The organism is Idiomarina sp. D18, from assembly GCF_057748155.1.
In genome coordinates this window covers 1,880,975-1,903,071 of the sequence record NZ_CM173240.1, presented here as the reverse complement: position 1 = coordinate 1,903,071, position 22,097 = coordinate 1,880,975, and the positions used below count along the sequence as shown (strand labels likewise).

Sequence of the window (22,097 nt, the reverse complement as noted above, 5' to 3'; positions counted from 1 at the left end):
AAACGGCTAACGGTATACAGTCGAGAGGGTGCGCTGTTAATGAGCGCGCAGAACGGACATAGTAGCTATAAGATAATCCTAGATGATGAAACAGTGGCTCAGGTGGGAGATGATTTAAGTCCAGCCAGCCAACAAGGATACACGGGTCATGTTGGCGATAACACCGGGCTCGTTTATATGCAGGCACGATACTATGATCCAGTGATTGGGCGGTTTTATTCGAATGATCCTGTTGATGCATTAGGTCATTTAAGTACGCCAAACGGTATTCACGGTTTTAACAGATATGCTTACGCCAACAATAATCCTTATAAGTTTACCGACCCTACAGGAATGAGTTCTGAAATTGAATTAGAGAAGTCAGATCTGGGTGAGGTAGTTGCAAATATGTTCGGATTCGAAAATGTAGCAGAAGGAACACAAGCTGGAAATGCTGCGATCGATGCTACAGGTGAAGCAATTGAAGGGACTACCAAAGAGCTAGGTAGCAGAACAAGTGTTTCTGTTAATGGTACAGCAGGGATGGGATTAGGCGCGAAAGCAGGTGCAACTGTAGATTCACAAACTGTTCAAGGTGAAGGGCTTGAGCTTTCTGCAGGTTTAACTGGCACTGCTCATGGAGCTACAGCTAGAGGAACAGTTAATTTTATTTTAATAAAACCAGATGCTAGTGCTAATGGTCCAATAGCATCTACCACTTTAATGGGCGGCGCTGGCTTGGGTGGAGGAGTTACGATTCAGTGGACCCCGTCTGTTGCGTTGACATTGCATGCAGGAGCTGTCGCCGGTGCAAGTGTCAGCTCTAAAGTTGCTGGCGTTAAAACTAGAGTTTTTGATTAGGATTAATATACATGCTCTCGATAGATGATTTGAAAACGGTTTGGTTGTTAATTTCGCTGTCTCTGATCCCTGTAACTATTGCTTACTTTATATATTTCAAAAAGATGATTAATATTTTAATCGTTAAACATAGCGAAGTATACAAAGAGCTTGGTGAGGTTGACTTTGTCAAAAATAATACTATTTCTAGTTCTGGTAAATTTGTTGCTTTTTTAATTTTAGGTAAATACAAATACCTTAAGGATTCTGAACTGAATAATGTCGGTAGGATATCTGGAATTCTATTGGTTTTAGGTTTCATAATATTTGCGGTGGCATTTATCATGCCAATTATTATTGGAAAGTTTAATTAAAAATATTATAAATACAGGATATTTATTTGAGAGGCCTGATAGATGGCATGCATATCGCAATGAGATACAATACAAGGACACCTTCCCACTATGTCAACCTAGTTGTCCAGTTGGCAATTCTGCCATCTTTTAATAAACAGTGGGCGGCATAGGTTCATGTATGCCACGTTATTCTGAAGAGCGCAAAGCGGCAACGCTCAAAAAATTATTACCGCCACAGAGTCGCTCTGTAAATTCTGTGGCCGATGACGATTGGATCAGTCCGCAAACCTTGTATCATTGGTTAAAACAATGTCGTGAGCAAGGAGTTGCAGTGCCCGGACATCAGAAACAGGCTGACCAGTGGTCAGCTGAAGATAAATTAGCCATCGTTATCGAAACCGCCGGTTTATCCGAAGCTGAGTTATCAGCGTATTGTCGTGAAAAAGGCTTATTTACCGAGCAGGTCAAACAGTGGCGGACGGATTGCCTGCAGGGCTTTGGTCGCACTGCTGACAGTGAGCGCCAGGTCAAGCAGGAGCGCAAAAAAACGGCCAAAGAAATTAAAAAGCTCAAGGCCGAGGTTCGCCGCAAAGCGAGCGTATAAGGCTACTCGATTACTTTAACGAAGCGGTGAATAACGGTGCTTCGCGTCATCGGGCAGCCCACGTTATGTGCATAAGCCAGCGCACGTTAAAGCGCTGGGCTCATAATCCGGCACGGGGTAAGCGGCCCACAACAGCCCCAGTTAGACAACCGCGGCAGTTGAGCGAAGACGAAGAGCAGCGCATCCTGATGGTCTGTAATTTACCGCAGTATGCAGATTTACCGGCCTCACAAATCGTACCGTTACTGGCCGATAAAGGCGTTTATATTGGCTCTGAGTCAACGATTTACAGGGTGCTGAAAAAGCACCGGCAATTAACACACCGGGGCAAAGCAAAACTCCGGAATAAACATCCGCTGCCGACCAGTTACACGGCAAGCGGACCGAGTCAGGTGTACACCTGGGACATCAGTTATTGTCCCTCAAACGTCAAAGGCGTTTTCTGGTACCTGTACTTAATACTCGATATTTACATCCGCAAAATTGTCGGCTGGGAAGTCCATGACACGGAATCCGGTGAACGGGCAACATGACTGGTTGAACGAACCCGGCTGCGCGAAAGTTGCTAGCACAATCCGCCGGTATTGCATTTAGATAAAGGGGTACCAACAGCCTCGTTTACACTGAAATCACGGCTGGCCGAGCTGGGCATGGCGATGTCTCATAACTGGCCGCGAGTGAGTAACGATAATCCGTATTCAGAGTCACTGTTCCGGACCGTAAAATATTGTCCGAAATGGCCACGCAAAGGGTTTAGCTCACTCAGCCATGTTCGCCAATGGATGATGGACTTCGTTAACGTTTATAACGAGCACCATCTGCACAGTGGCATTAACTTTGTCACACCGGGCAGCCGGCACCGTGGAGAAGATAACGCCATATTAGCGGCACGCGCCGCATTATATGAGCAACAAAAACGCAGTAGACCCGAGCGCTGGTCAGGCAGCATTCGAAACTGGGCGCCTGCTGGTGACGTTTCGCTGAATCCCTCCAATGTTGAGGAAATTAAGCGCAATATTGCGGTTGCTTAAAACAGGCTTTTTGGACAACTCGGTTGAAAAACACCGAATCAGAGATAAATCTACTTCGAGTTTTCAGATTGGCTTTGGGACATTTTAGTATGGGAAATGCTATGCTTGGAGGCAAAAGCCATCTGTTTCTTATCGTAAAAGTTCATATCTCGTTGGTAACGGCAGAAGAACTTTAATTCCGCATTTGCTGCATCATAGATAGCCCGAATATCGTTTTCCCCAGCGTCGACTGAATAAGTGCCATCGTCGAGTTGATAGGCTGCACGACCACCGACAAAGCTACGATGCACAAGACCTACTGATGAGAGTATCGGGTCGTACGCATCGCAGTAGGTCGCGCATTTTGCGCGACTTTGCGCTGGACGCGTCACCCATACGGGCATAGCTAGTTTAAGCTATAACGGAGCGGGGCGTTTAACGCAATTAGGGGATACGCAGTACCAGTACGATGCGCACGGTCATCGCCTCACTGTAGAGCAGGGTGGACAAAAACGGCTAACGGTATACAGTCGAGAGGGTGCGCTGTTAATGAGCGCGCAGAACGGACATAGTAGCTATAAGATAATCCTAGATGGTGAAACAGTGGCTCAGGTGGGAGATGATTTAAGTCCAGCCAGCCAACAAGGATACACGGGTCATGTTGGCGATAACACCGGGCTCGTTTATATGCAGGCACGATACTATGATCCAGTCATAGGTCGTTTCTACTCAAATGATCCGTTAGGGTTCCGTGATGTGCACAGCTTTAACCGTTATGCTTATGCGAATAATAATCCTTTTAAATTTACAGATCCTACAGGAATGGCACCTGAGCTTATTGGAGCTATCCAGCAGGAGCTTAAAAATTATGCGGCGATGTTTGGGTATTCGAGCGTAAGTCAGGCTAATATTCAAGGACCTAAGGATGTTGCGGCTACAGGCCAATTAATTAAAAAGGGGACTAGGGAAGCTGCGGGTAACATATCTGATGCTGCAACTATAGGTGCAGTTGGATCTGCGGCGGTTGGACAAGTTGAAGCGGCGGGCCCTTTAGTTGTTATTGCCGCTGTAAGTGGATTTGTTGAAGCTGGTTTATCAGAAACTCCTCAAAAAGATCTACTTGTCGAGGGTGTTGTGACTGTAATTGGTGCTAAATCTATAGGGACAGTTGCAAAGATAGCTACGGAATTAGCTGGAAATTCGAAAAAAGTTCAAGGTCTAATTAAGGCTGCTGATGAAGCAGGTCAAAATGAAGTTTCAGAGATTATTAAAGATGACGAAGAAAAACATTAAGCTAGTATCATTCGAATTGCCTTTAGCGGTAGCATGGGTATTAAAAATTATAGCTTTAATTGCTGCTATTTATTTTCTATACGATGTCTATATGGATATATCAAATGGATATGTGGTAAGGCGTGGAAACCAGTATACGTTAGAAGGTTCGCCAACAGCATTCTATTTGAATATTGCGAAACGATTGATCTTTAGTGCCTTATTCGGATACTTAGCTTTTTGGGGAATAAAATTTAAAAAGAAGGAGTTGTAGCCTTTCCTTGAATCTAAAGTCTCTGCCTTACCAGAAATAGTATTGCTAGTGCTTTTTTACCAAAGGTAACACTAAGGCTTTAGTTTTTGATGGCGAGGCGGCCGGTTTATCGGGTGATTTGGCTAATAACTCTGTTGGCACTACAGATTGGTGAAACACAAGAGCTTCAAAATAAGAAAGGTGAAGAAGGTAAATAAATTGAAAGCACTAGCACTAATTACCATTTCATTTTTATTCTTTGTCTCGGGAGGTTTATATGTTGCTGAAAGGACAATGTCAGAAGACTGGGTCTGGGCTGCAATATTGTTCTTGATTGGCTATCAGTGGGTTCATTTATTTATACTTAATAAGAATATGTACACTCTATATGTGGGCGAGCCATTATATGCTGACAGTGATAAATACAAATCATTACGAGTTTTTCACTTCGTAATAGGACTGATTATTTGCATATCCTCTTCATTAGTTTGAGTCCAAAGCCTCGCCCTCGCGGGGCTTTGTTTTTTGCTCACATCAAGCCAAGTCGTAGCTGTTCAATATTCAGATGAGGCGGTGTAAGGTTTGGTGTCAATGCCATGCTTGGTGGCAAAAGCCATCAGTTTCTTATCAAAAAAGTTTATATCTCGTTGGTAACGTCAGAAGAACTTTATTTCTATATTTTCTTGGTCATAGATAGCCCGAATGTCGTTTTTCCCAGCATCAGTAGAGTAAGAGCCACCGTCTAGCTGATAAGCGGATTGGCCTCCAACAAAGCTCTCTTTGGTCAATAAAAACAGCACCTCTTCAACTCGCTCTGGTGGTATAGCTCGAAAGTTAGTTTGGAGGAAAGGTCAAGTCGAGAGGCTGCGCTGTTAATGAGCGCGCAAAACGGACATAGTAGCTATAAGATAATCTTAGATGGTGAAACGGAGGCTCAGGTGGGTGATGACTTAAGTCCAGCGAGCCAACAAGGGTATACGGGGCATGTTGGCGATAACACCGGGCTCGTTTATATGCAGGCACGATACTATGATCCAGTCATAGGTCGTTTTTACTCGAATGATCCTGTTGATGCTGCAACCTTTTTAAGCGGTGGTAATATTCATGGATTCAATCGTTATACCTACGCAAACAATAATCCATATAAATACGTTGATCCTGATGGACAGGATGCTTACTTAGTTAGTCGCCCACTAAGCTTTACAAGTAAAGCAAACCATAATTTTATCGTTTATAACGCTAAATCTCTCGGTGATCCAAATGCTACTGTCCGTTCTTTTGGTGATGTTGGGAACGATACAATAGGGGAAGTTAATGCCAATACTGAAGGATTTTCTGAAGGAACATTGCAGACTGATACGGCAGCATGGCAAAGTCTAAGTGGTGATGGTTCTGATGCAAGCTTTAGGAAAATAGATGCTTCTGATGAAAAGGTAGGCCAAATAGCCGATTCAATAAAAGGAGGCCAAGAATACAGTGCCGTTCCTGAAATACAGGGTGGTGTTAACAGTAATTCCGCAGCCGGAGCTATTGCAAATAAATCCGACGGTGGTTCACCTAAAGTGGATAATGGTGTTGCTCAACCGGGGGCCAGTGTTCATGATCGGGTTGAGTTCAAAGAGAAGGAGCTGCACTAGTGGCAATTAAAGCAATTTTAATAGGCATTGTTTTATTATTAATAAGCTACCCGCTCTATTTGTGGATTACTTATATAGATGAGACTGTAACCAGTGGTCAGGCGTATGGTTTTGAAATAGGTGCCACCAAGAAAGAGGTTTACGCAAAACTCCCTGCGGCACTTAGTAAAATAAAGTCACCGAATGAATTGGTTTTCATACAAATCAAGGCTAGTGAAAAAACAGCCTCCGCTCTTGCAACGGATGCGGATTTTGATGTGATGGTTGCACCGTTATTTCATGCAGTGGGGTATGAGTCTTTTCGTGATCACGATTCATGGAGCTTTTATATTAACGCCTCATTTTTTAATAACTTAAAGTTGGACTTCTGCGATGATAAGTTGTGTAAAATTCACAGGCACAGAAAATACTTTGAGCTGCCTTAATTATTACTGTTGAGTCAAAAGCCCCGCCCTTACCAGATGGTGGGGCTTTTTTTAGCCTCGGAATGCTGGTTGGGTGTTGTTACCAAAGCTGGGTGTACTGGCTTTCCCGCATTGAATCCAACCCGAAAGCCTCGCCCTCGCGGGGCTTTATTTTTCTGTTCACATCAAGCCAAATCGTAGCGGTTCACTATTCAGATGAGGCTGTGTAAGGTTTGGTGTCAATGCTATGCTGGGTGGCAAAAGCCATCAGTTTTTTATCGTAAAATTTGATATCCCGTTGGTAACGGCAGAAGAGCTTTATTTCTGCATTTTCTTGGTCATAGATAGCCCGAATATCGTTTTCCCCGGCATCAATCGAGAAAGTTCCTGGACTTCCCAGCTTTCACTAGACAGTCTGTATATTCTCAAAGTACGCTTTTTAAAACCTACCACTACGATGCACAAGACCCACTGATGAGAGTATCGGGTCGTAGGCATCGCAGTAGGTCGCGCATTTTGCGCGACTTTGCGCTGGACGCGTCACCCATACGGGCATAGATAGTTTAAGCTATAACGGAGCGGGGCGTTTAACGCAATTAGGGGATACGCAGTACCAGTACGATGCGCACGGTCATCGCCTCACTGTAGAGCAGGGTGGACAAAAACGGCTAACGGTATACAGTCGAGAGGGTGCGCTGTTAATGAGCGCGCAGAACGGACATAGTAGCTATAAGATAATCCTAGATGGTGAAACAGTGGCTCAGGTGGGAGATGATTCAAGTCCAGCCAGCCAACAAGGATACACGGGTCATGTTGGCGATAACACCGGGCTCGTTTATATGCAGGCACGATACTATGATCCAGTCATAGGTCGTTTCTACTCGAATGATCCGGTTGATTCTGTAAGCCATCTCAGTCGCACAGGTGGCATACATGGATTTAACCGTTATGCATACGCCAATAATAATCCTTACAAGTATACAGACCCAGATGGACGCGAAACTCGCTTGATGGTTGAGGCAAAGCATTTAGATATGGATGTAGCCAAAGGTAATATGACCCAACAAGAGCGACTTGATATTAGCGCAGCGCAAGCTGAAGGCATGGTATCCGCAGTTGGAGCCTTAAGAGTAGGCGCTGTAGCAATAAAACAAGGACTTAAACAGTACGCTAAGAGTTTGGTAAAGCGAAATGGCAATAAAAATAGCGTTACAATGAAAACAAAAGATGGACATGTCAGAGTTGATCTTCAAGGTAAATCTCATTTTGTAAAAGGAAAAGGAGAAGTATCTACTCCTCATGTTCAGGCGTATAGAAATAATGTTATTCCGAAAGGGCCTAGGGCTGGTGAGGTTGGAAGCGTAACTAAAACAGGTGAAACAACCCCCGCAACACTTAAAGATTTAAGAAAAGTAGCTGAACATTTAAAATCTAATGGTCAATGAGGAAAGTAACATGACAGATTTTAATTTTACTGTAAGTGACAATATTGCAATTGAAAAAGATGGGGATTATCTAGATCTGCATTCGGATTTTGATTTTGTAAACATTTCCTTCGATCAAAGTCGATACATGCTAGAGCTTGAGTGGCAAAAGTTAGATGAAGATTGGGTTAATATTAAAGGAACAATAAATAAGCTGACATTGAAATTCAATAATGTCTCTTATCTTTCCTTTTCTAACATAAAGAGCGAATCTACTCTTGAATCATTCGGATGTCTTCATCCTGAAGATAAATCCATTATGAATGGATTTTTACCTTTGACTGAGATAAAAAGTGGTTATGATTTGATATTGCTTTTTGTGGATGAAGGTTCGATTAAAGTTAATTGTGATTCCGTAACGTGCATAGTTGATTAAAGTAATTTTAGGGCCGAGAGTGTAAAAATATCTGTGTAAATGGCATTCTTAGCAATATCGAAGAAGGATATCAGAATGCCAATATCAGACAAACTCATCGATCAGCTGCTTGATGGCTGTGACTCACCCGACGACATTTTAGGTGAAGCTGGGCTGCTCAAGCAGCTTACCAAAAAAGTCGCTGAACGCGCTTTAGAAGCCGAGATGCAAGCCCATTTAGGCTACGCCCCAAATGATGCGGCCGGCAATAACAGCGGTAACTCCCGCAACGGTAAAACCAAGAAGGCTGTTCGTAGCACCAACGGTGACGTCGAGCTGGATATTCCCCGTGATCGCAACGGTAGCTTTGAGCCTAAACTGGTTCGCAAAGGTGAACGCCAGCTTAACGGATTCGATGAGCGCATCGTCGCGCTCTATGCCAGAGGCATGACTACCCGGGATATCCAGGCTTACCTTGAAGAAGCCTACGGTGTTGAAGTATCTCCCACATTCATATCTCAGGTTACAAACGAGGTGATGGACGAAGTAAAGGCCTGGCAACATCGACCACTGGCAAAGCTTTACCCGGTCGTTTACCTTGATTGCCTGGTGGTTCGCAGCCGTGACTCTGGCGTTGTTCAAAATAAGTCAGTCTACCTGGCGCTTGGTATTAACACCGACGGTGAAAAAGAGCTCCTTGGCCTGTGGATGGCGCAAACCGAAGGCGCTAAATTCTGGTTATCTGTGATGAACGAGCTTAAAAATCGCGGCGTCGATGATATCTTTATCGCCTGCTGCGATGGCTTGAAGGGCTTCCCCGAAGCCATTGAAGCGGTTTACCCGAAGACTCAGGTACAGCTGTGCATCGTGCATCAAATTCGCCACTCTATGCGTTACGTAAACTGGAAGCAACGCAAGATCATCGCAGCTGACTTAAAGCTAATTTATGGTGCTGCCACCCGCGCTGCAGCAGAGCAGGCGCTGGAAGAGTTCGCTGAAAAGTGGGATGAAGAGCATCCGACCATAAGCCGCTCATGGCGGGCAAACTGGGAACGCTTAAGCGTATTCTTCGAATACCCGGCGGAGATACGTAAGGCTATCTACACCACTAACGCCATCGAATCGCTGAACGCGTCATTGCGTAAAATTACCAAGACTCGCCGGTCGTTCCCGAATGATGAGGCCATCATGAAGGTATTGTACTTAGCCTTGCATCAGGCATCGAAAAAGTGGACGATGCCCATACGCAACTGGAAACCGGCCATGGCGCAATTCGAGATCATGTATCAGGATCGGATTTAACAGTGCAAACAGCCATTTACACAAAATTTTTTACAGTCTCTTAGGGCCCACTCTTTTAAATCCAAAGCCTCGCCCTCGCGGGGCTTTATTTTTTTGTTCACATCAAGACAAGTCGTAGCGGTTCAATATTCAGATGAAACGGTACAAGATTTCGTCTCAATGCCATGCTTGGTGGCAAAAGCCATCAGTTTCTTATCGTAAAAGTTCATACCCCGTTGGTAACGGCAGAAGAACTTCATTTCTGCATTTTTTTGGTCATAGTTAGCCCGAATATCGTTTTCACCGGCATCGACTGAATAAGTGCCATCGTCGAGTTGATAGGCTGCACGACCACCGACAAAGCTACGATGCACAAGACCCACTGATGAGAGTATCGGGTCGTACGCAGCGCAGTAGGTCGCGCATTTTGCGCGACTTTGCGCTGGACGCGTCACCCATACGGGCATAGATAGTTTAAGCTATAACGGAGCGGGGCGTTTAACGCAATTAGGGGATACGCAGTACCAGTACGATGCGCACGGTCATCGCCTCACTGTAGAGCAGGGTGGACAAAAACGGCTAACGGTATACAGTCGAGAGGGTGCGCTGTTAATGAGCGCGCAGAACGGACATAGTAGCTATAAGATAATCCTAGATGGTGAAACAGTGGCTCAGGTGGGAGATGATTTAAGTCCAGCCAGCCAACAAGGATACACGGGTCATGTTGGCGATAACACCGGGCTCGTTTATATGCAGGCACGATACTATGATCCAGTCATAGGTCGGTTCTACTCGAATGATCCAATTGGATTCCGTGATGTACATAGCTTTAATCGGTATGCGTATGCAAACAACAATCCGTATAAGTATGTTGATCCGACCGGAATGGCAAGTAATAGGTTGGAGAAATACCAAGACCAGCAGCGTCAGAATTTTTGTGGTATTACAGGTTGTGACTACTCATATTCTAGTGGTTCTTCTAGCAATTCTAAAAAAGAAGATAGTAGCAGTAATGGAGAAACAGTCACGGCAACTACGGTTGCAATTGGAAGGACAGCGAGTCAAGCCGGAGTGGCAATTCCTAAATGGGTCAGAACACCTTGGGGTTTAGTTTTAATGGCGGTTCTGCCGACAAAAATGGGAGACGGGACTTTTTCTCAGCAAAAGCTTGAAGATATGCAACCGTCTCAATGTTTACCGATTTGCACCTTAGCGGATAGTTCGCAAATTCCCGTCGGATCAATATCATATCGGCTTGATATGGTGCCACCAAGCACTCCGCATTACCCATTTACGGGAGACCATGTGCATTTATATGAAGCAATGCAAAACCCCAACAACTGCCAATGCTTTTGGAAAGAGTTTAATATTGTTGCGCCTCCACCTCCGTTAAATGCTATCCCAATACAGCCATTTATAAGGTAGATAAGAAAATGAAATACAAAACGGGAGAAGTTGCAAAAGTTGGTGATATTGTACAATTATGGGAAGGAAATCTCGGTAAAGTTGTTTGCTCAATCGATACTAACGAGTATTCAAAAGAGTATGCATTCAATGAGTGGTCATATTTGAAAGTGGGAATTTTGATAATGTCAGACAGCGCTGGATTGGTTCATAAAACAAGCTCTGATGAAGACTTAAAGCTGATTAAACGTAGTGGTTAAAGCTTTCAACGAAGATTGCTAAATTTGTGTTTCCTAGATTCAACTAATAACTGCAACACTCGCTCTTAGCGTGTTGCAATTGCTCTTTAAAAATTATGTCTGGCTGAATAAAGCCCAGTGTTTTCCTGGGACGTAAATTCAGGCGTTGCTGATATTTAGCCATCAGCTCGTTGGTTACAGTGCTCAAATCAGTACCTTTTGGCACGTATTGACGCAATAAGCGGTTCGCATTTTCGTTCGCGCCGCGCTGATAAGAAGCATACGGGTCAGCAAAATAAACGTCGGTCTCGAGCTCTTTTGCAATTCGTTCATGGCCCGCGAATTCTAAACCGTTGTCGGCCGTAATGCTGTGAACCAGAGCTTTAAAGGGCTGCAGCATTTCTATAGTGGCGTCAGCAACGGCATCAGCGTGTTTGCTTGTGACTTTTTTCACAAGGTAAAAACGGCTTTTACGCTCTAACAGCGTGACAATAGCACCGGTTCCACGCTTGCCGATAACAGTGTCGATTTCCCAGTCGCCGTAGCGTTCTCGGTCATCAATAATTGCTGGCCGGTCGTGTATCGAGCGACGCCCTAAAATCCGACCTCGTTGCTTATGCAGGCGCTTTTTATAGCGTCTTAACCGGTGGCGAAGGTGAGTAAATAAACCACCTCCGCCATAAAAGTCAGCCAATACATAATTGTAAATCCACTCGTGACTGACTGGATAGCCTATTCGCGTGCAGATAGCCGATATTTGATCCGGGCTCCAGTCCATCTCGAGCATCAGCTCTACAGCGTTTCGCGTATTCTCGCAAACCCTTTTGGGCTTTGGCTTTAAACGCCGTTTTAGCGTGCGCTCTTGAGCCAGTTGAGGGTCATAAGACCCTCATAAACTGTTGTTACGTCGCAACTCTCGATGGACGGTCGAGGGCGCAATGTTCAGTTTTCTTGCAATCTCTCGTTGTGAAAATTCTTCTGAGAGCAACGCAGAAAACGGGTATAGTTGTCCCTCGGTCAGCTGCCGATAACTCATGTTAGAGCTCACTTTTTTTGGTCGAAAAGTAAGACTACCACATGTGGGTAGCTGACCTCCTTCCGACCTATCCCATTACATGAGTGTTGCGGTTATTATCTGAATTCAGGAAATAAAAGAAGAGATCAATGATGAGTAAAAGAGCTCGTTTGGTTGTCTATTTGGACAAAAGGTATTTGCTTGCCTTTAAGATTTGTATGCTTTTAGTATCACTTCCTTTTTTGTATGACGTATTCATCATACTTTCTTCTGGTATAGCGGACTCAGGGGAATATGTAGTTAAACGTGGCGAAGGATGGGGATATTATGCATATTTGTTTAAGAAATCAGCATTTGCATTTTTATTTGTTTGGTTGGGAACTCTAGGCTCTAAAGAGAAATTAAACACTCCTGAAGATTAATGATGTTAATCCAAAACTTCGCCCTCGCGGGGCTTTGTTTTCTGCTCACATCTAGGCAAGTCATGGTTGTTCACTATTCAGATGTGACTGTGCAAGATTTCGTGTCAATTCCATGCTTGAAGCTGCAGAAAGGCGTACTTACAGAAAAGGTGCGAGTGATACCGTCGCAGTAATAACGGAAGAAACGGCATCTCGTGTGGAAGAAGAGGCAACAAAGTTAATAATAGAGGAAGATAGGCTTGAATAAATCTAAGAAACTTAATTGGCTATATTTAATCGTTGCCATTGTACTCTTAGCACTTACTTACCATAGTTGGGACACAGGCCATATCTCTTACAGAGGTGTTAGAATCCTCGAAAGTGAGCCTTTATATTGGCCTATCCTTATACTTGGCTTTTTAGGAGGGGTATATACTTTGTTTTTAGCTGTCTCTGGAATTTTTGATTATAGAAAGAAACACGAATAAACGTGATGCGATAAGGATGGTTTTCAGAGTCATCTAAAAAAGACGTGCACTAATAATAAAGGCTATCCAAATGAATTTAATAATAAAGAAAAGATACTACCATTTAAAAAAAGCACTAACATATTTTTGGTTACCGATTATAGCTGTCTTGGCTGGATCGGTCTTTCCTCCATTAGCGGTAGTTGGGATGGTATTTGTAGCGTATGGCTTTTTCAGATACATAGCTTATGCACTCAGTCCTTGCCCTAAATGCGGCGGTCATTTTTTTGGTTTCCCTTCCATCATATCTGGGAGTTGTTATTCAATGATAAATGATTCATGGAAGTGCAATTGCTGTGGTGAAAAAACTAATCAGTAAAAGATACTTGCGTGTCTTTAAGGTTGGTAAGCCTTTGGTATCACTTCTTTTTTTCGGGTGTAACGGAATCAGGAGAATATGTCGTTAAACGTGGCTAATCTTTCTGGTTGTTTGGCTAAGCTCGTCTTCTGCATTCTCTCAGGAAACATACAGGTCTCAGCACAGTCACGCAGAGCAGAGAAGTTCTCAAACTTTAAGTAAGCTAGATGCTGAAACGTTTGTGGGTTGTATTGATTACGTTGTTACGTACGTAGCAGTTCCTACTGATAATCATGAGCAAAAAAAGAGGGCTGAGTTTGCTATAGCTGAGGTTCTCAAGTCTAGTGGCGATCAGCAGATGCAGTGTTTTAATGCAGATGGTGATTGGGTTCGAATATATAAAAACGGAGAACAGGTCGATCGAATTTGGTATTTTGCTGATACGAATGAAGAATACACCCTATTTAAGACTGGCTTACTTAAATATTTTGTAACCGATACAGCTGAGCCCGAGGGCTTTTCCGAGCTTGGAATTGAACGCATCATTAAAACAAAGCAGAAAAAACGCATCTTGGGATATGACTTGGTCAAATATACCGCAACGAAGGAGTCTGGAACTGTTGAGAGCTATTGGGTAAGTAAGGATTTGTTGAGAAACCCTGCATCCTACGAAAACAATAAATTTGCGTTTACAGACCAACTTTATGATGTTCTTAAAGGTGTTCCTCTTTATCACGAAAAAACAGTCGCCAACTTCATGACGACCCTTCGAGAAGCCAAAGCAATAAGAGAACAAGAGCCCAGTGCTGAACTCTTCGATCTACCCGCGGTAGATGTGTATCGTTGGTAGTTAGCGCATTATCCCCCCTCCGTTGGTCGCGCATTTTGCGCGACTATAAAGTGCCCAATAACCCACTACGACCAAAGTCCAATTTCACCTGTATACAACTCCACCTACATTTGTTAACGACCCTAACAAAGGTTAACAATTATTCTTACAACAGGAGGGGACGTTATGGCATTTAAAAACGAAGATGATGCCAAAGCGTATTGGAAAGAGAACCTGAGCTTAATGCTTAAACTGCTCGTCGTGTGGTTTGTGGTTTCCTATGGCTTTGGAATTCTCTTAGTGGATGTGCTGAATGAAATCCGTTTCTTTGGCTTTAAGCTAGGATTCTGGTTTGCGCAGCAGGGCTCCATTATTACCTTTATCGTGCTGATTTTCCTTTACGTGCGGGGAATGGCGAAACTCGATAATAAATACGAAGTTCACGAGGACTGATGCGCTATGGATATTCAAACGCTCACATTTATTATTGTCGGTCTGACCTTTGCACTGTATATCGGTATCGCAATTTGGTCTCGTGCCGGCTCAACCAATGATTTTTATGTTGCTGGCGGTGGTGTACACCCCATTGCTAACGGTATGGCGACCGCTGCTGACTGGATGTCGGCTGCGACCTATATCTCGATGGCGGGTATTATCGCTTTCGCAGGTTACGATGGCTCGGTTTATCTAATGGGCTGGACCGGTGGCTACGTGCTGCTTGCTATGTGTTTGGCACCGTATCTACGGAAATTCGGTAAGTTCACCGTGCCTGATTTTATCGGTGACCGCTATTACTCGCAGACAGCACGCACCATCGCAGTGCTGTGCGCGATCTTGGTTTCGTTCACCTACATCGCAGGTCAAATGCGAGGGGTTGGCGTGGTATTCTCGCGCTTCCTCGAAGTTGATATTGCGACGGGTGTCATCATCGGTATGGTCATCGTGTTCTTCTACACCGTGCTCGGCGGCATGAAGGGGATTACTTACACCCAGGTCGCGCAATACTGCGTGTTGATGTTCGCTTATATCGTACCTGCTGTTTTCTTGTCACTCTTAATGACAGGCCACATTTTGCCGCAAACCGGCTTTGGAGGTACCGTCGCCGACGGATCCGGCCAGTTCTTGCTCGAGCGGCTTGATGGGCTCTCGACCCAGCTGGGTTTTGCTGAGTACACCGAGGGTGTGCGTAGTAAAGTCGATGTGTTCTTTATTACCGCTGCCCTGATGGTGGGTACAGCAGGCTTGCCGCATGTCATTGTTCGCTTCTTTACGGTACCTAAAGTACGTGATGCGCGTCGTTCAGCGTTTTGGGCATTGGCATTCATCGCTGTTGTTTATCTGACTGCACCGACTATCGCTGCATTCGGTAAAATGAACATGATCAACACCGTTAACGGGCCCGATCTGCAAGGCGTTGAGTATGATAATGCGCCAAGCTGGATTAAGAACTGGGAAAAAACCGGTCTGATTTCTTGGGAAGACAAAAACGACGATGGTCGTATGTTCTACTCAGGTGATGAGCGCAACGAAATGACGATTGACCGAGACATTATGGTCTTGGCAAACCCAGAAATCGGTGACTTACCGGCGTGGGTTGTGGCACTGGTTGCTGCGGGTGGTGTGGCTGCTGCCCTGTCGACATCGGCGGGTCTGCTGTTGGTTATTTCAACATCAGTCTCCCATGACTTGCTCAAGCGAAATCTGATGCCTAACATTACCGATAAGCAGGAGCTGATGTATGCGCGTCTCGCTGCAGCGGTGGCTATCTTGATTTCCGGTTACTTTGGGGTCTATCCGCCCGGCTTCGTGGCGCAGGTGGTTGCCTTTGCCTTCGGTCTCGCGGCATCGAGCTTCTTCCCTGCGATCATTTTGGGTATTTTCAACAAACGCATGAACAGCAAGGGCGCTATTGCCGGCATGATCGTGGGTATTGTGTTCACCTTTAGTTACATTGTGTTCTTTAAATTTATCTCTCCAGAGTTAAATACACCTGACCATTGGTTATTTGGTATTTCGCCAGAGGGTATTGGTACTTTAGGTATGATCTTTAACTTTGTGGTGGCATTTATTGTTCATAAAATGACAGGCGATGCACCTAAAGACATTCAGGATTTGGTGGAGTCTATCCGCTATCCTAAAGGTGCAGGCGAAGCACAGGATCACTGATTTCCCAACCAGTGAGTGAAAGAGCAAGCTCCGGTGCATCGCATCGGAGCTTTTTTTATAAGGCGGACTTATGGATATCGAACGCTTTTTAACAGACTGCCCCCCGTTCGATGAGTTAACCGAACAACAGCGAACGTGGTCAGTCAATCAAATGCAGTCCACCTACATGAACGCGGACAACTGCAATGAGGTTATGCGTGATTGCAGTCCTGCGCTTTTTATCGTGCGCTCGGGTGTGTTTGACCTAAAAGGCAAAGATGGCACATTAGTCGAGCGACTCGAGCAGGGCGATCTATTTGGTTATCCATCGCTTCTCAGTGGCCGTGCCATCGTCAATACGCTGCAGTGTATTGAAGACGGGATTGTTTACGTGTTACCGCAATTCGCGTTTGATAAATTACGCAACCAATCGCGCGCGTTTGAGCGTTATTTTATCAACGCTCATGGTGAGCGCTTACTGACCGAACGACGAGGAAAGACAGGTGGCTACGACGACTACGACTGGACCGAGCAACGTGTAGAAGATGTGATTCAGCGAGCGCCGATTAGTCTCGCGAGTGATACGACGATTCAAAATGCAGCGCAGTGCATGTCTGAGAATGGTATCTCTTCGATACTGGTAGTCGATAACGACCAATTAGTCGGCATTCTTACCGACCGTGATATTCGCAACCGTGTCGTGGCAAAGGGACTGGGATTTAATGTCACTGTCGCTGCGGTGATGACTCATCTGCCTGAGTTTGTGTTTGCCCATCGTTCTTTATTAGATGCGCTGACGACCATGACGGCTAATAACGTCCATCACTTACCGGTCGTCGATGAACAGTTGCGCCCTGTCGGTATGATCACCGCCACCGATTTAATAAAGCAGCAACGCAGTGAGCCAGTCTATTTAATTAGTTCAATTTATAAGTCGACAACGCGGGCGCAGCTTGTTGAGGAAGCACAGAAAATCCCGCAATACCTGAATAGTTTTGCTTTACGAGTTAAGCAGACAGCCATTTTAGGACGACTAATGGCCTCGTTGACCGACGCTATGACCCGTCAGTTTATTAAGCTATTTGAAGCTGAAAATGGCGCGGCACCGGCACGCTATTGTTGGCTGGCTTTTGGTTCGCAAGGGCGCGAAGATCAAACCCTGAGCTCTGATCAGGACAATGGCCTATTGTTGGCCGATGGACTCACCGAGAGCCAATTAGACTGGTTCAGACGTTTGGGTGAGTATGTCTGTGAGGGGTTACATGATTGCGGGGTGCCACTTTGCCCAGGCAATATTATGGCATCGAACTCTGAATGTCGCGGCACCCAGCAGCAATGGCTGGCACGTTTTGAACGCTGGACGACACATCCTACCCCCAAAGCGCTCATGTATTGCCAGATATTTTTTGACAGCCGTGCGGTAGCCGGGCAACAAAAAATGTTTAACCAGTTTCGAGAGGCAGTCGCTGATATTGGAAAAAATGAATTTTTTATTGGCAACTTAGCTTTACTAGTTAACCGTATTTCGGTCCCACTGGGTTTATTTAATCGCTTTCGTACTGAAGATGTAAAGCAAGGTGAGCGAATTGATATTAAGCGCTACGGTATTGCTTTGATAAATGACATTGTGCGGCTGTACTCGCTCCATCAAGGATTGACTGAGCCGGCTACGGCACAACGGATTGAGCGATTACAGGACAGCCGTCTCATTAGCGAACGTGACCGCCAGTCGTTACTCGAAGCTTGGCAATTTTTAACGCAACTGAGGCTAGACCACCAGCTGCGAGTTTGGCATACCGACGAGCCTAAAAATGCCATTGACCCCGACAGTTTAAGCACGCTATCGCGGCGGCAACTCAAGACCGCGTTTAAAATTATAAAGCAAGCGCAACAGGGCGTGGGGCTTAAGTTTAGTCGGCAGGGGTATTGATGGGTAACCTGATGAGTATAAACAAGCTCCGTCAATCATGGACAAAGCACAGGCAGTTGCAGAAGCCCTGGCAGGATCACACCTATATAGCAATTGATATCGAGACCACGGGTCTTGATCCTATTAATGACCAAATCTTGTCAATCGCTTGGGTTCCAATAAAGCCGCCGATGATCTTAATTGGTGAAGCACAGTACCATGAATTTTGCGTAGACCCCGATGTCGATTTACAACAAAGTCCCACGATTCATGGATTAACAAAGGCTCAGCTAAGTAGCGGGGGTGATGTTAAAAAAGTCTTAAAAGACTTGGAAGAAAAACTTTACGGGTGTGTTATGGTGTGCCATCACCGAAGCCTTGACTGGTCTTACCTTCGTGACAACAGGTTAACAGAAAATTTACATTTTAAGCCTTTGGGCGTTTTTGACACGCTGAGTTTCGAAAAAAACAAAATGTCTTTTGATAATGAATTTCAGTTACACAACTCGTCATTGACCTTGGCCGCTTGTCGAACAAGGCACGGACTACCAATATATACAAGTCACCATGCAATGGATGATGCGATTGCGTGTGCTGAATTATTTTTGGCGCAGGCCACAAAAATCAAGCCTCACAACGAGAAATTACGCTTCCTGTTAAAACAAAGTAGATAACTAACACCAACCCCAAATATTTTAAACATATAGTTTACAATTCGGTTTGGGGTTGCTATGTTCTTTCTACGTCAAAAACCACAACGCTTGGTTTTAAGGCGCACAAAAAAAATATTCCAGGGAGTATTCCAATTATGAAATCTCAATTTTTCAAACGCACGCTAACTGCTGCAGCGGTTGCAGCAGCGATGGGTTTGTCAGCAACAGCTGTTGCACAGAGCACGACCGGTACCGTTAACGGTCAAGTTGTGACTTCTAGCGATGCTGCTGTTACTGGTGCAACTGTTACCATCCGTAACGTTGACACAGGCTTCACTCGTACTGTTCAGGTAGAGTCAGACGGTTCATATCGTTTCCCTCAATTACCGACAGGACGTTACACGGTCACTGCTAACGCTAACGGCTATGAGCCGAACCAAACTCAAGAGTTTGTAATCAGCGCAGGTGGCTCGCGTGAAATCACTGTACCTCTTTCAAGCGGTATTGAAACTATCGACGTTTCAGGTACTAGCATCTCGATGGTCGACACACGTGCTTCTGGTACGTCATTGAACATCGGCGAAGCTCAAATCGACCGTATCCCAGTTCCACGTAACGCTACTGCGGTTGCATTGCTTGCTCCAAGCACAACTGCTGGTGATGGCCGTTTCGGTAACTTAGCTTCTTTCGGTGGTTCATCAGTTGCGGAAAACGCTGTTTATATCAACGGCTTGAACGTAACCAACTTCCGTACAGGTACTGGCTTCTCAGACGTACCATTTGAATTCTACAAAGAATTCGAAGTTAAGACCGGTGGTTACTCTGCAGAGTTTGGTCGTTCTACTGGTGGTGTTATCAACGCTATCACGAAGAGCGGTACTAACGAATTTGAGTTCGGCGCAAACGTTTATTATCAACCAGAGAGCTTGCGTGAAAACGCACCAAATACAATCTTGTCTGATGGTTCTGTTTACGTACGTAATGATAATAGCGAACGTTCAGACATGGAAGGTAACATCTACGCGTCTGGTCCAATCATTAAAGACACGTTGTTCTTCTATGCAATCTATAATCCGCGTAATATCGAGAACAACTACTCATCTGGTCAAGGTGACTTCTTCAACGAAGCTGTCGCTGATGATGCGTTCTACGGTGGTAAAATTGACTGGCAAATCACCAGTAACCATCTAGTTGAACTGTTGGCATTCTCGGATTCAGCTACCACTGAAACAGACGCTTCCCGCGTAGCTGCGGACGGCAGCCTCAACTACACATCAACTTCGTATGAAGAGACTGGTGGCGACAACTGGTCAGTAAAATATACCGGTTACTTGACTGACGACTTAACGGTTTCAGCATTGTACGGTGAAAACAAATATGACTTGACCTCATACAGTAACGTACAAGCTAACTGTAACTTCGTATACGATCTTCGCGATGCAGCGCCTCTAGGCACGTTCGCAGGTTGTATCGGCAGCCCAGGTTACTTGACTGAAGAAGGTCAAGATAAACGTGAAGCGATGCGTGTGGACTTCGAATGGTATCTTGGCGACCACTTGCTACGCTTCGGTTATGATACTGAAACAAATACCTCAAATGCGCTTGAAGGCTATTCAGGTCCAGGTGGTAAGTTTGTGTATCTACGCGACGGAACCCCAGGCGGTCAGCTTGATAACGGTGCAAGTATCCCGGCAGGCGTTACTGAGTACGTTGAAGAGCGCGTTCGTACCGTTGAAGGTAGCTTCGAAACTGAAAACCAAGCGCTTTACGTTGAGGATATCTGGACTATCACCGATAACCTAACAGCAACGATTGGTCTTCGTTATGACTCGTTCGAAAACAAAAACGGTAACGGCGAAACTTTCGTAAAAGTTGATAACATGTATGCGCCACGTCTTGGCTTGTCATACGACATCAACGGTGACGGTCAGTCAAAAGTATTTGCAAACGTAGGTCGTTACTACTTACCAGTAGCAAGTAACACTAACGTACGTATGTCTGGTAACGAGTATGATGTAACTCAATACTTTGCACTGGCAGGTACTTCAATTGACCAGTTCAACGGCAACGATTATCTGACTTATACTAAAGGCGATAAGATCGGTGACGACCGCGTAAACGCGGATGGTACCGTGCCGAACACTAAAGAGTTCGTCGACCAAGATATCGACCCAATGTACCAAGACGAATACATCATCGGTTATGAAGCAGCATTCGCTGAAAACTGGAGCTGGGGCGTTCGTGGCATCCGTCGTGAATTGAACGGCGCAATCGATGACATGAGCGTTGAAAGTTATCTTGATGATACCTACGGTTGCCACGGCGGTAGCTCGTATGTATTGGGTAACCCAGGTAAAGTTGCAACTATCTTTGCTGATACCGACTGTAATGCAGACACTGCGCTTGAAAAAATCGACATCGATTTGGCAGAGCTTGGTTTCCCAGAAGGCCAACGTTCTTACAACGCTGTTGAGCTAACCTTAGCAAAAGCGTGGGACGGCAAATGGTCATTAAACGCGTCTTACACTTGGGCTCAAAGCTACGGTAACACCGAAGGTTTGGTTAAGTCTGACATCGCTCAAGACGATGCGGGTATCACTCAGGACTTTGACTTTGCAGAGTTGATGGATGGTGCTTACGGTTACTTGCCGAACGACCGTCGTCATACTTTCAAAGCATACGGTGCATACGCGTTGACTGAGAACTTCCGTTTAGGTGCAAACTTTACGTTGAGCTCAGGTCGTCCATTGAATGCATTCGGTATCGGTCACCCGAACGGTGTGCCTTCATACGGTGATACTTTCTACGTATGTACAGCGAGCTGTAATGACGGTGACGTAACTACCAATGAGTACAATCAAATTACTCGTGGTACTTACGGTCGTACAGACTGGACTCCAACCTTGGATCTTAACGCGACTTACGTAACCGAGTGGGCTGGAACTGAAATCGAATTCCGCGCAGACGTATACAACGTATTGAACTCTTCAGCAGTTCAGCGTCGTAACGAGTTCGCAGAAGAGAACGTTCCAGGGGATGCTAATGAATACTTCATGGCACCAACTTCTTACCAAACGCCTCGCTACGTTCAGTTGAGCGCTGGTATCAAGTTCTAATAGAACATTCAGTTAATACTGAATACAAAACCACCCTTCGGGGTGGTTTTTTTTTGTCCAATCCGCTCTCCGCGTACTTAATTGAG

General features: G+C 45.1%; 20 protein-coding genes and 2 pseudogenes. 19 read left to right on the top strand and 3 right to left on the bottom strand.

Annotated elements, in window-relative coordinates; all coding sequences use genetic code 11:
• The first annotated feature begins 39 nt into the window (after positions 1-39).
• From AC3AP5_RS09215 to AC3AP5_RS09205, 3 genes and pseudogenes are all read left to right on the top strand, one after another.
• Positions 40-840, top strand: a complete 801-nt coding sequence (locus AC3AP5_RS09215) for an RHS repeat-associated core domain-containing protein (RefSeq protein WP_487326581.1) — start codon at positions 40-42, stop codon at positions 838-840.
• Positions 841-851: 11 nt separating this feature from the next.
• Entirely contained in the window at positions 852-1,193 is a 342-nt protein-coding gene (locus AC3AP5_RS09210) for a hypothetical protein (RefSeq protein ID WP_487326580.1), read from the top strand.
• 160 nt (positions 1,194-1,353) lie between these two features.
• Positions 1,354-2,810: pseudogene (locus AC3AP5_RS09205) on the top strand (IS3 family transposase).
• A gap of 50 nt (positions 2,811-2,860) precedes the next feature.
• Here the strand turns inward: AC3AP5_RS09205 and AC3AP5_RS09200 are convergent.
• Complete coding sequence (locus AC3AP5_RS09200; protein WP_487326579.1) at positions 2,861-3,193, bottom strand: hypothetical protein; 333 nt, start codon at positions 3,191-3,193, stop codon at positions 2,861-2,863.
• 145 nt (positions 3,194-3,338) lie between these two features.
• Between AC3AP5_RS09200 and AC3AP5_RS09195 the strand changes: the two genes are divergently transcribed.
• The 7 genes from AC3AP5_RS09195 to AC3AP5_RS09165 all read left to right on the top strand — a co-directional run bounded on the left by AC3AP5_RS09195 (position 3,339) and on the right by AC3AP5_RS09165 (position 9,496).
• A complete protein-coding gene (locus tag AC3AP5_RS09195; protein ID WP_487326578.1) occupies positions 3,339-4,082 on the top strand; it encodes an RHS repeat-associated core domain-containing protein in 744 nt (247 codons plus the stop codon).
• A complete protein-coding gene (locus AC3AP5_RS09190; RefSeq protein WP_487326577.1) occupies positions 4,063-4,335 on the top strand; it encodes a hypothetical protein in 273 nt (90 codons plus the stop codon). The genes AC3AP5_RS09195 and AC3AP5_RS09190 overlap by 20 nt, the downstream gene beginning before the upstream one ends.
• Before the next feature lie 854 nt (positions 4,336-5,189).
• Positions 5,190-5,951, top strand: coding sequence for an RHS repeat-associated core domain-containing protein (locus AC3AP5_RS09185; protein WP_487326576.1), 762 nt, complete (start codon positions 5,190-5,192; stop codon positions 5,949-5,951).
• On the top strand, positions 5,951-6,376 hold the full coding sequence (locus AC3AP5_RS09180; protein WP_487326575.1) for a hypothetical protein: 426 nt from the start codon (positions 5,951-5,953) through the stop codon (positions 6,374-6,376). The genes AC3AP5_RS09185 and AC3AP5_RS09180 overlap by 1 nt, the downstream gene beginning before the upstream one ends.
• Before the next feature lie 680 nt (positions 6,377-7,056).
• Positions 7,057-7,800 carry an RHS repeat-associated core domain-containing protein gene (locus AC3AP5_RS09175; RefSeq protein WP_487326574.1) on the top strand — a complete coding sequence of 248 codons (744 nt, stop codon included), beginning with the start codon at positions 7,057-7,059 and terminating at the stop codon, positions 7,798-7,800.
• Positions 7,801-7,810: 10 nt separating this feature from the next.
• Complete coding sequence (locus AC3AP5_RS09170) at positions 7,811-8,215, top strand: hypothetical protein (protein ID WP_487326573.1); 405 nt, start codon at positions 7,811-7,813, stop codon at positions 8,213-8,215.
• Between the two features lie 75 nt (positions 8,216-8,290).
• Entirely contained in the window at positions 8,291-9,496 is a 1,206-nt protein-coding gene (locus tag AC3AP5_RS09165; protein WP_487326572.1) for an IS256 family transposase, read from the top strand.
• 122 nt (positions 9,497-9,618) lie between these two features.
• Here the strand turns inward: AC3AP5_RS09165 and AC3AP5_RS09160 are convergent, their stop codons facing one another.
• On the bottom strand, positions 9,619-9,942 hold the full coding sequence (locus AC3AP5_RS09160) for a hypothetical protein (RefSeq protein ID WP_487326571.1): 324 nt from the start codon (positions 9,940-9,942) through the stop codon (positions 9,619-9,621).
• A 145-nt stretch (positions 9,943-10,087) separates the two neighbouring features.
• Between AC3AP5_RS09160 and AC3AP5_RS09155 the strand changes: the two genes are divergently transcribed.
• Together AC3AP5_RS09155 and AC3AP5_RS09150 are read left to right on the top strand one after the other, a co-directional pair.
• On the top strand, positions 10,088-10,900 hold the full coding sequence (locus tag AC3AP5_RS09155; protein WP_487326570.1) for an RHS repeat-associated core domain-containing protein: 813 nt from the start codon (positions 10,088-10,090) through the stop codon (positions 10,898-10,900).
• Positions 10,901-10,908: 8 nt separating this feature from the next.
• Positions 10,909-11,139, top strand: a complete 231-nt coding sequence (locus AC3AP5_RS09150; protein ID WP_487326569.1) for a hypothetical protein — start codon at positions 10,909-10,911, stop codon at positions 11,137-11,139.
• A 43-nt stretch (positions 11,140-11,182) separates the two neighbouring features.
• Here AC3AP5_RS09150 and AC3AP5_RS09145 read toward each other — a convergent pair.
• Positions 11,183-12,154, bottom strand: a pseudogene (locus tag AC3AP5_RS09145) (IS30 family transposase).
• Positions 12,155-12,282: 128 nt separating this feature from the next.
• On the opposite strand from AC3AP5_RS09145, the gene AC3AP5_RS09140 reads away from it, so the two are divergent.
• The 7 genes from AC3AP5_RS09140 (at position 12,283) to AC3AP5_RS09110 (ending at position 22,011) form a co-directional block, all read left to right on the top strand.
• The gene (locus tag AC3AP5_RS09140) at positions 12,283-12,555 is read left to right on the top strand and encodes a hypothetical protein (protein ID WP_487326568.1); all 273 of its coding nucleotides are present in this window, start codon (positions 12,283-12,285) and stop codon (positions 12,553-12,555) included.
• A gap of 1,045 nt (positions 12,556-13,600) precedes the next feature.
• Complete coding sequence (locus tag AC3AP5_RS09135; RefSeq protein WP_487326567.1) at positions 13,601-14,209, top strand: hypothetical protein; 609 nt, start codon at positions 13,601-13,603, stop codon at positions 14,207-14,209.
• A gap of 165 nt (positions 14,210-14,374) precedes the next feature.
• Entirely contained in the window at positions 14,375-14,641 is a 267-nt protein-coding gene (locus AC3AP5_RS09130; protein ID WP_006954159.1) for a DUF4212 domain-containing protein, read from the top strand.
• 6 nt (positions 14,642-14,647) lie between these two features.
• On the top strand, positions 14,648-16,354 hold the full coding sequence (locus AC3AP5_RS09125; RefSeq protein WP_487326566.1) for a sodium:solute symporter family protein: 1,707 nt from the start codon (positions 14,648-14,650) through the stop codon (positions 16,352-16,354).
• Positions 16,355-16,424: 70 nt separating this feature from the next.
• Positions 16,425-18,263, top strand: coding sequence for a DUF294 nucleotidyltransferase-like domain-containing protein (locus tag AC3AP5_RS09120; protein WP_487326565.1), 1,839 nt, complete (start codon positions 16,425-16,427; stop codon positions 18,261-18,263).
• Positions 18,263-18,916, top strand: coding sequence for a 3'-5' exonuclease (locus tag AC3AP5_RS09115; RefSeq protein ID WP_487326564.1), 654 nt, complete (start codon positions 18,263-18,265; stop codon positions 18,914-18,916). Before AC3AP5_RS09120 ends, AC3AP5_RS09115 begins: the two co-directional genes overlap by 1 nt.
• A 134-nt stretch (positions 18,917-19,050) precedes the next feature.
• Positions 19,051-22,011 (top strand): TonB-dependent receptor, encoded by a 2,961-nt coding sequence (locus AC3AP5_RS09110; RefSeq protein ID WP_487326563.1) that lies wholly within the window; start codon positions 19,051-19,053, stop codon positions 22,009-22,011.
• The last annotated feature ends 86 nt before the right edge of the window (positions 22,012-22,097 follow it).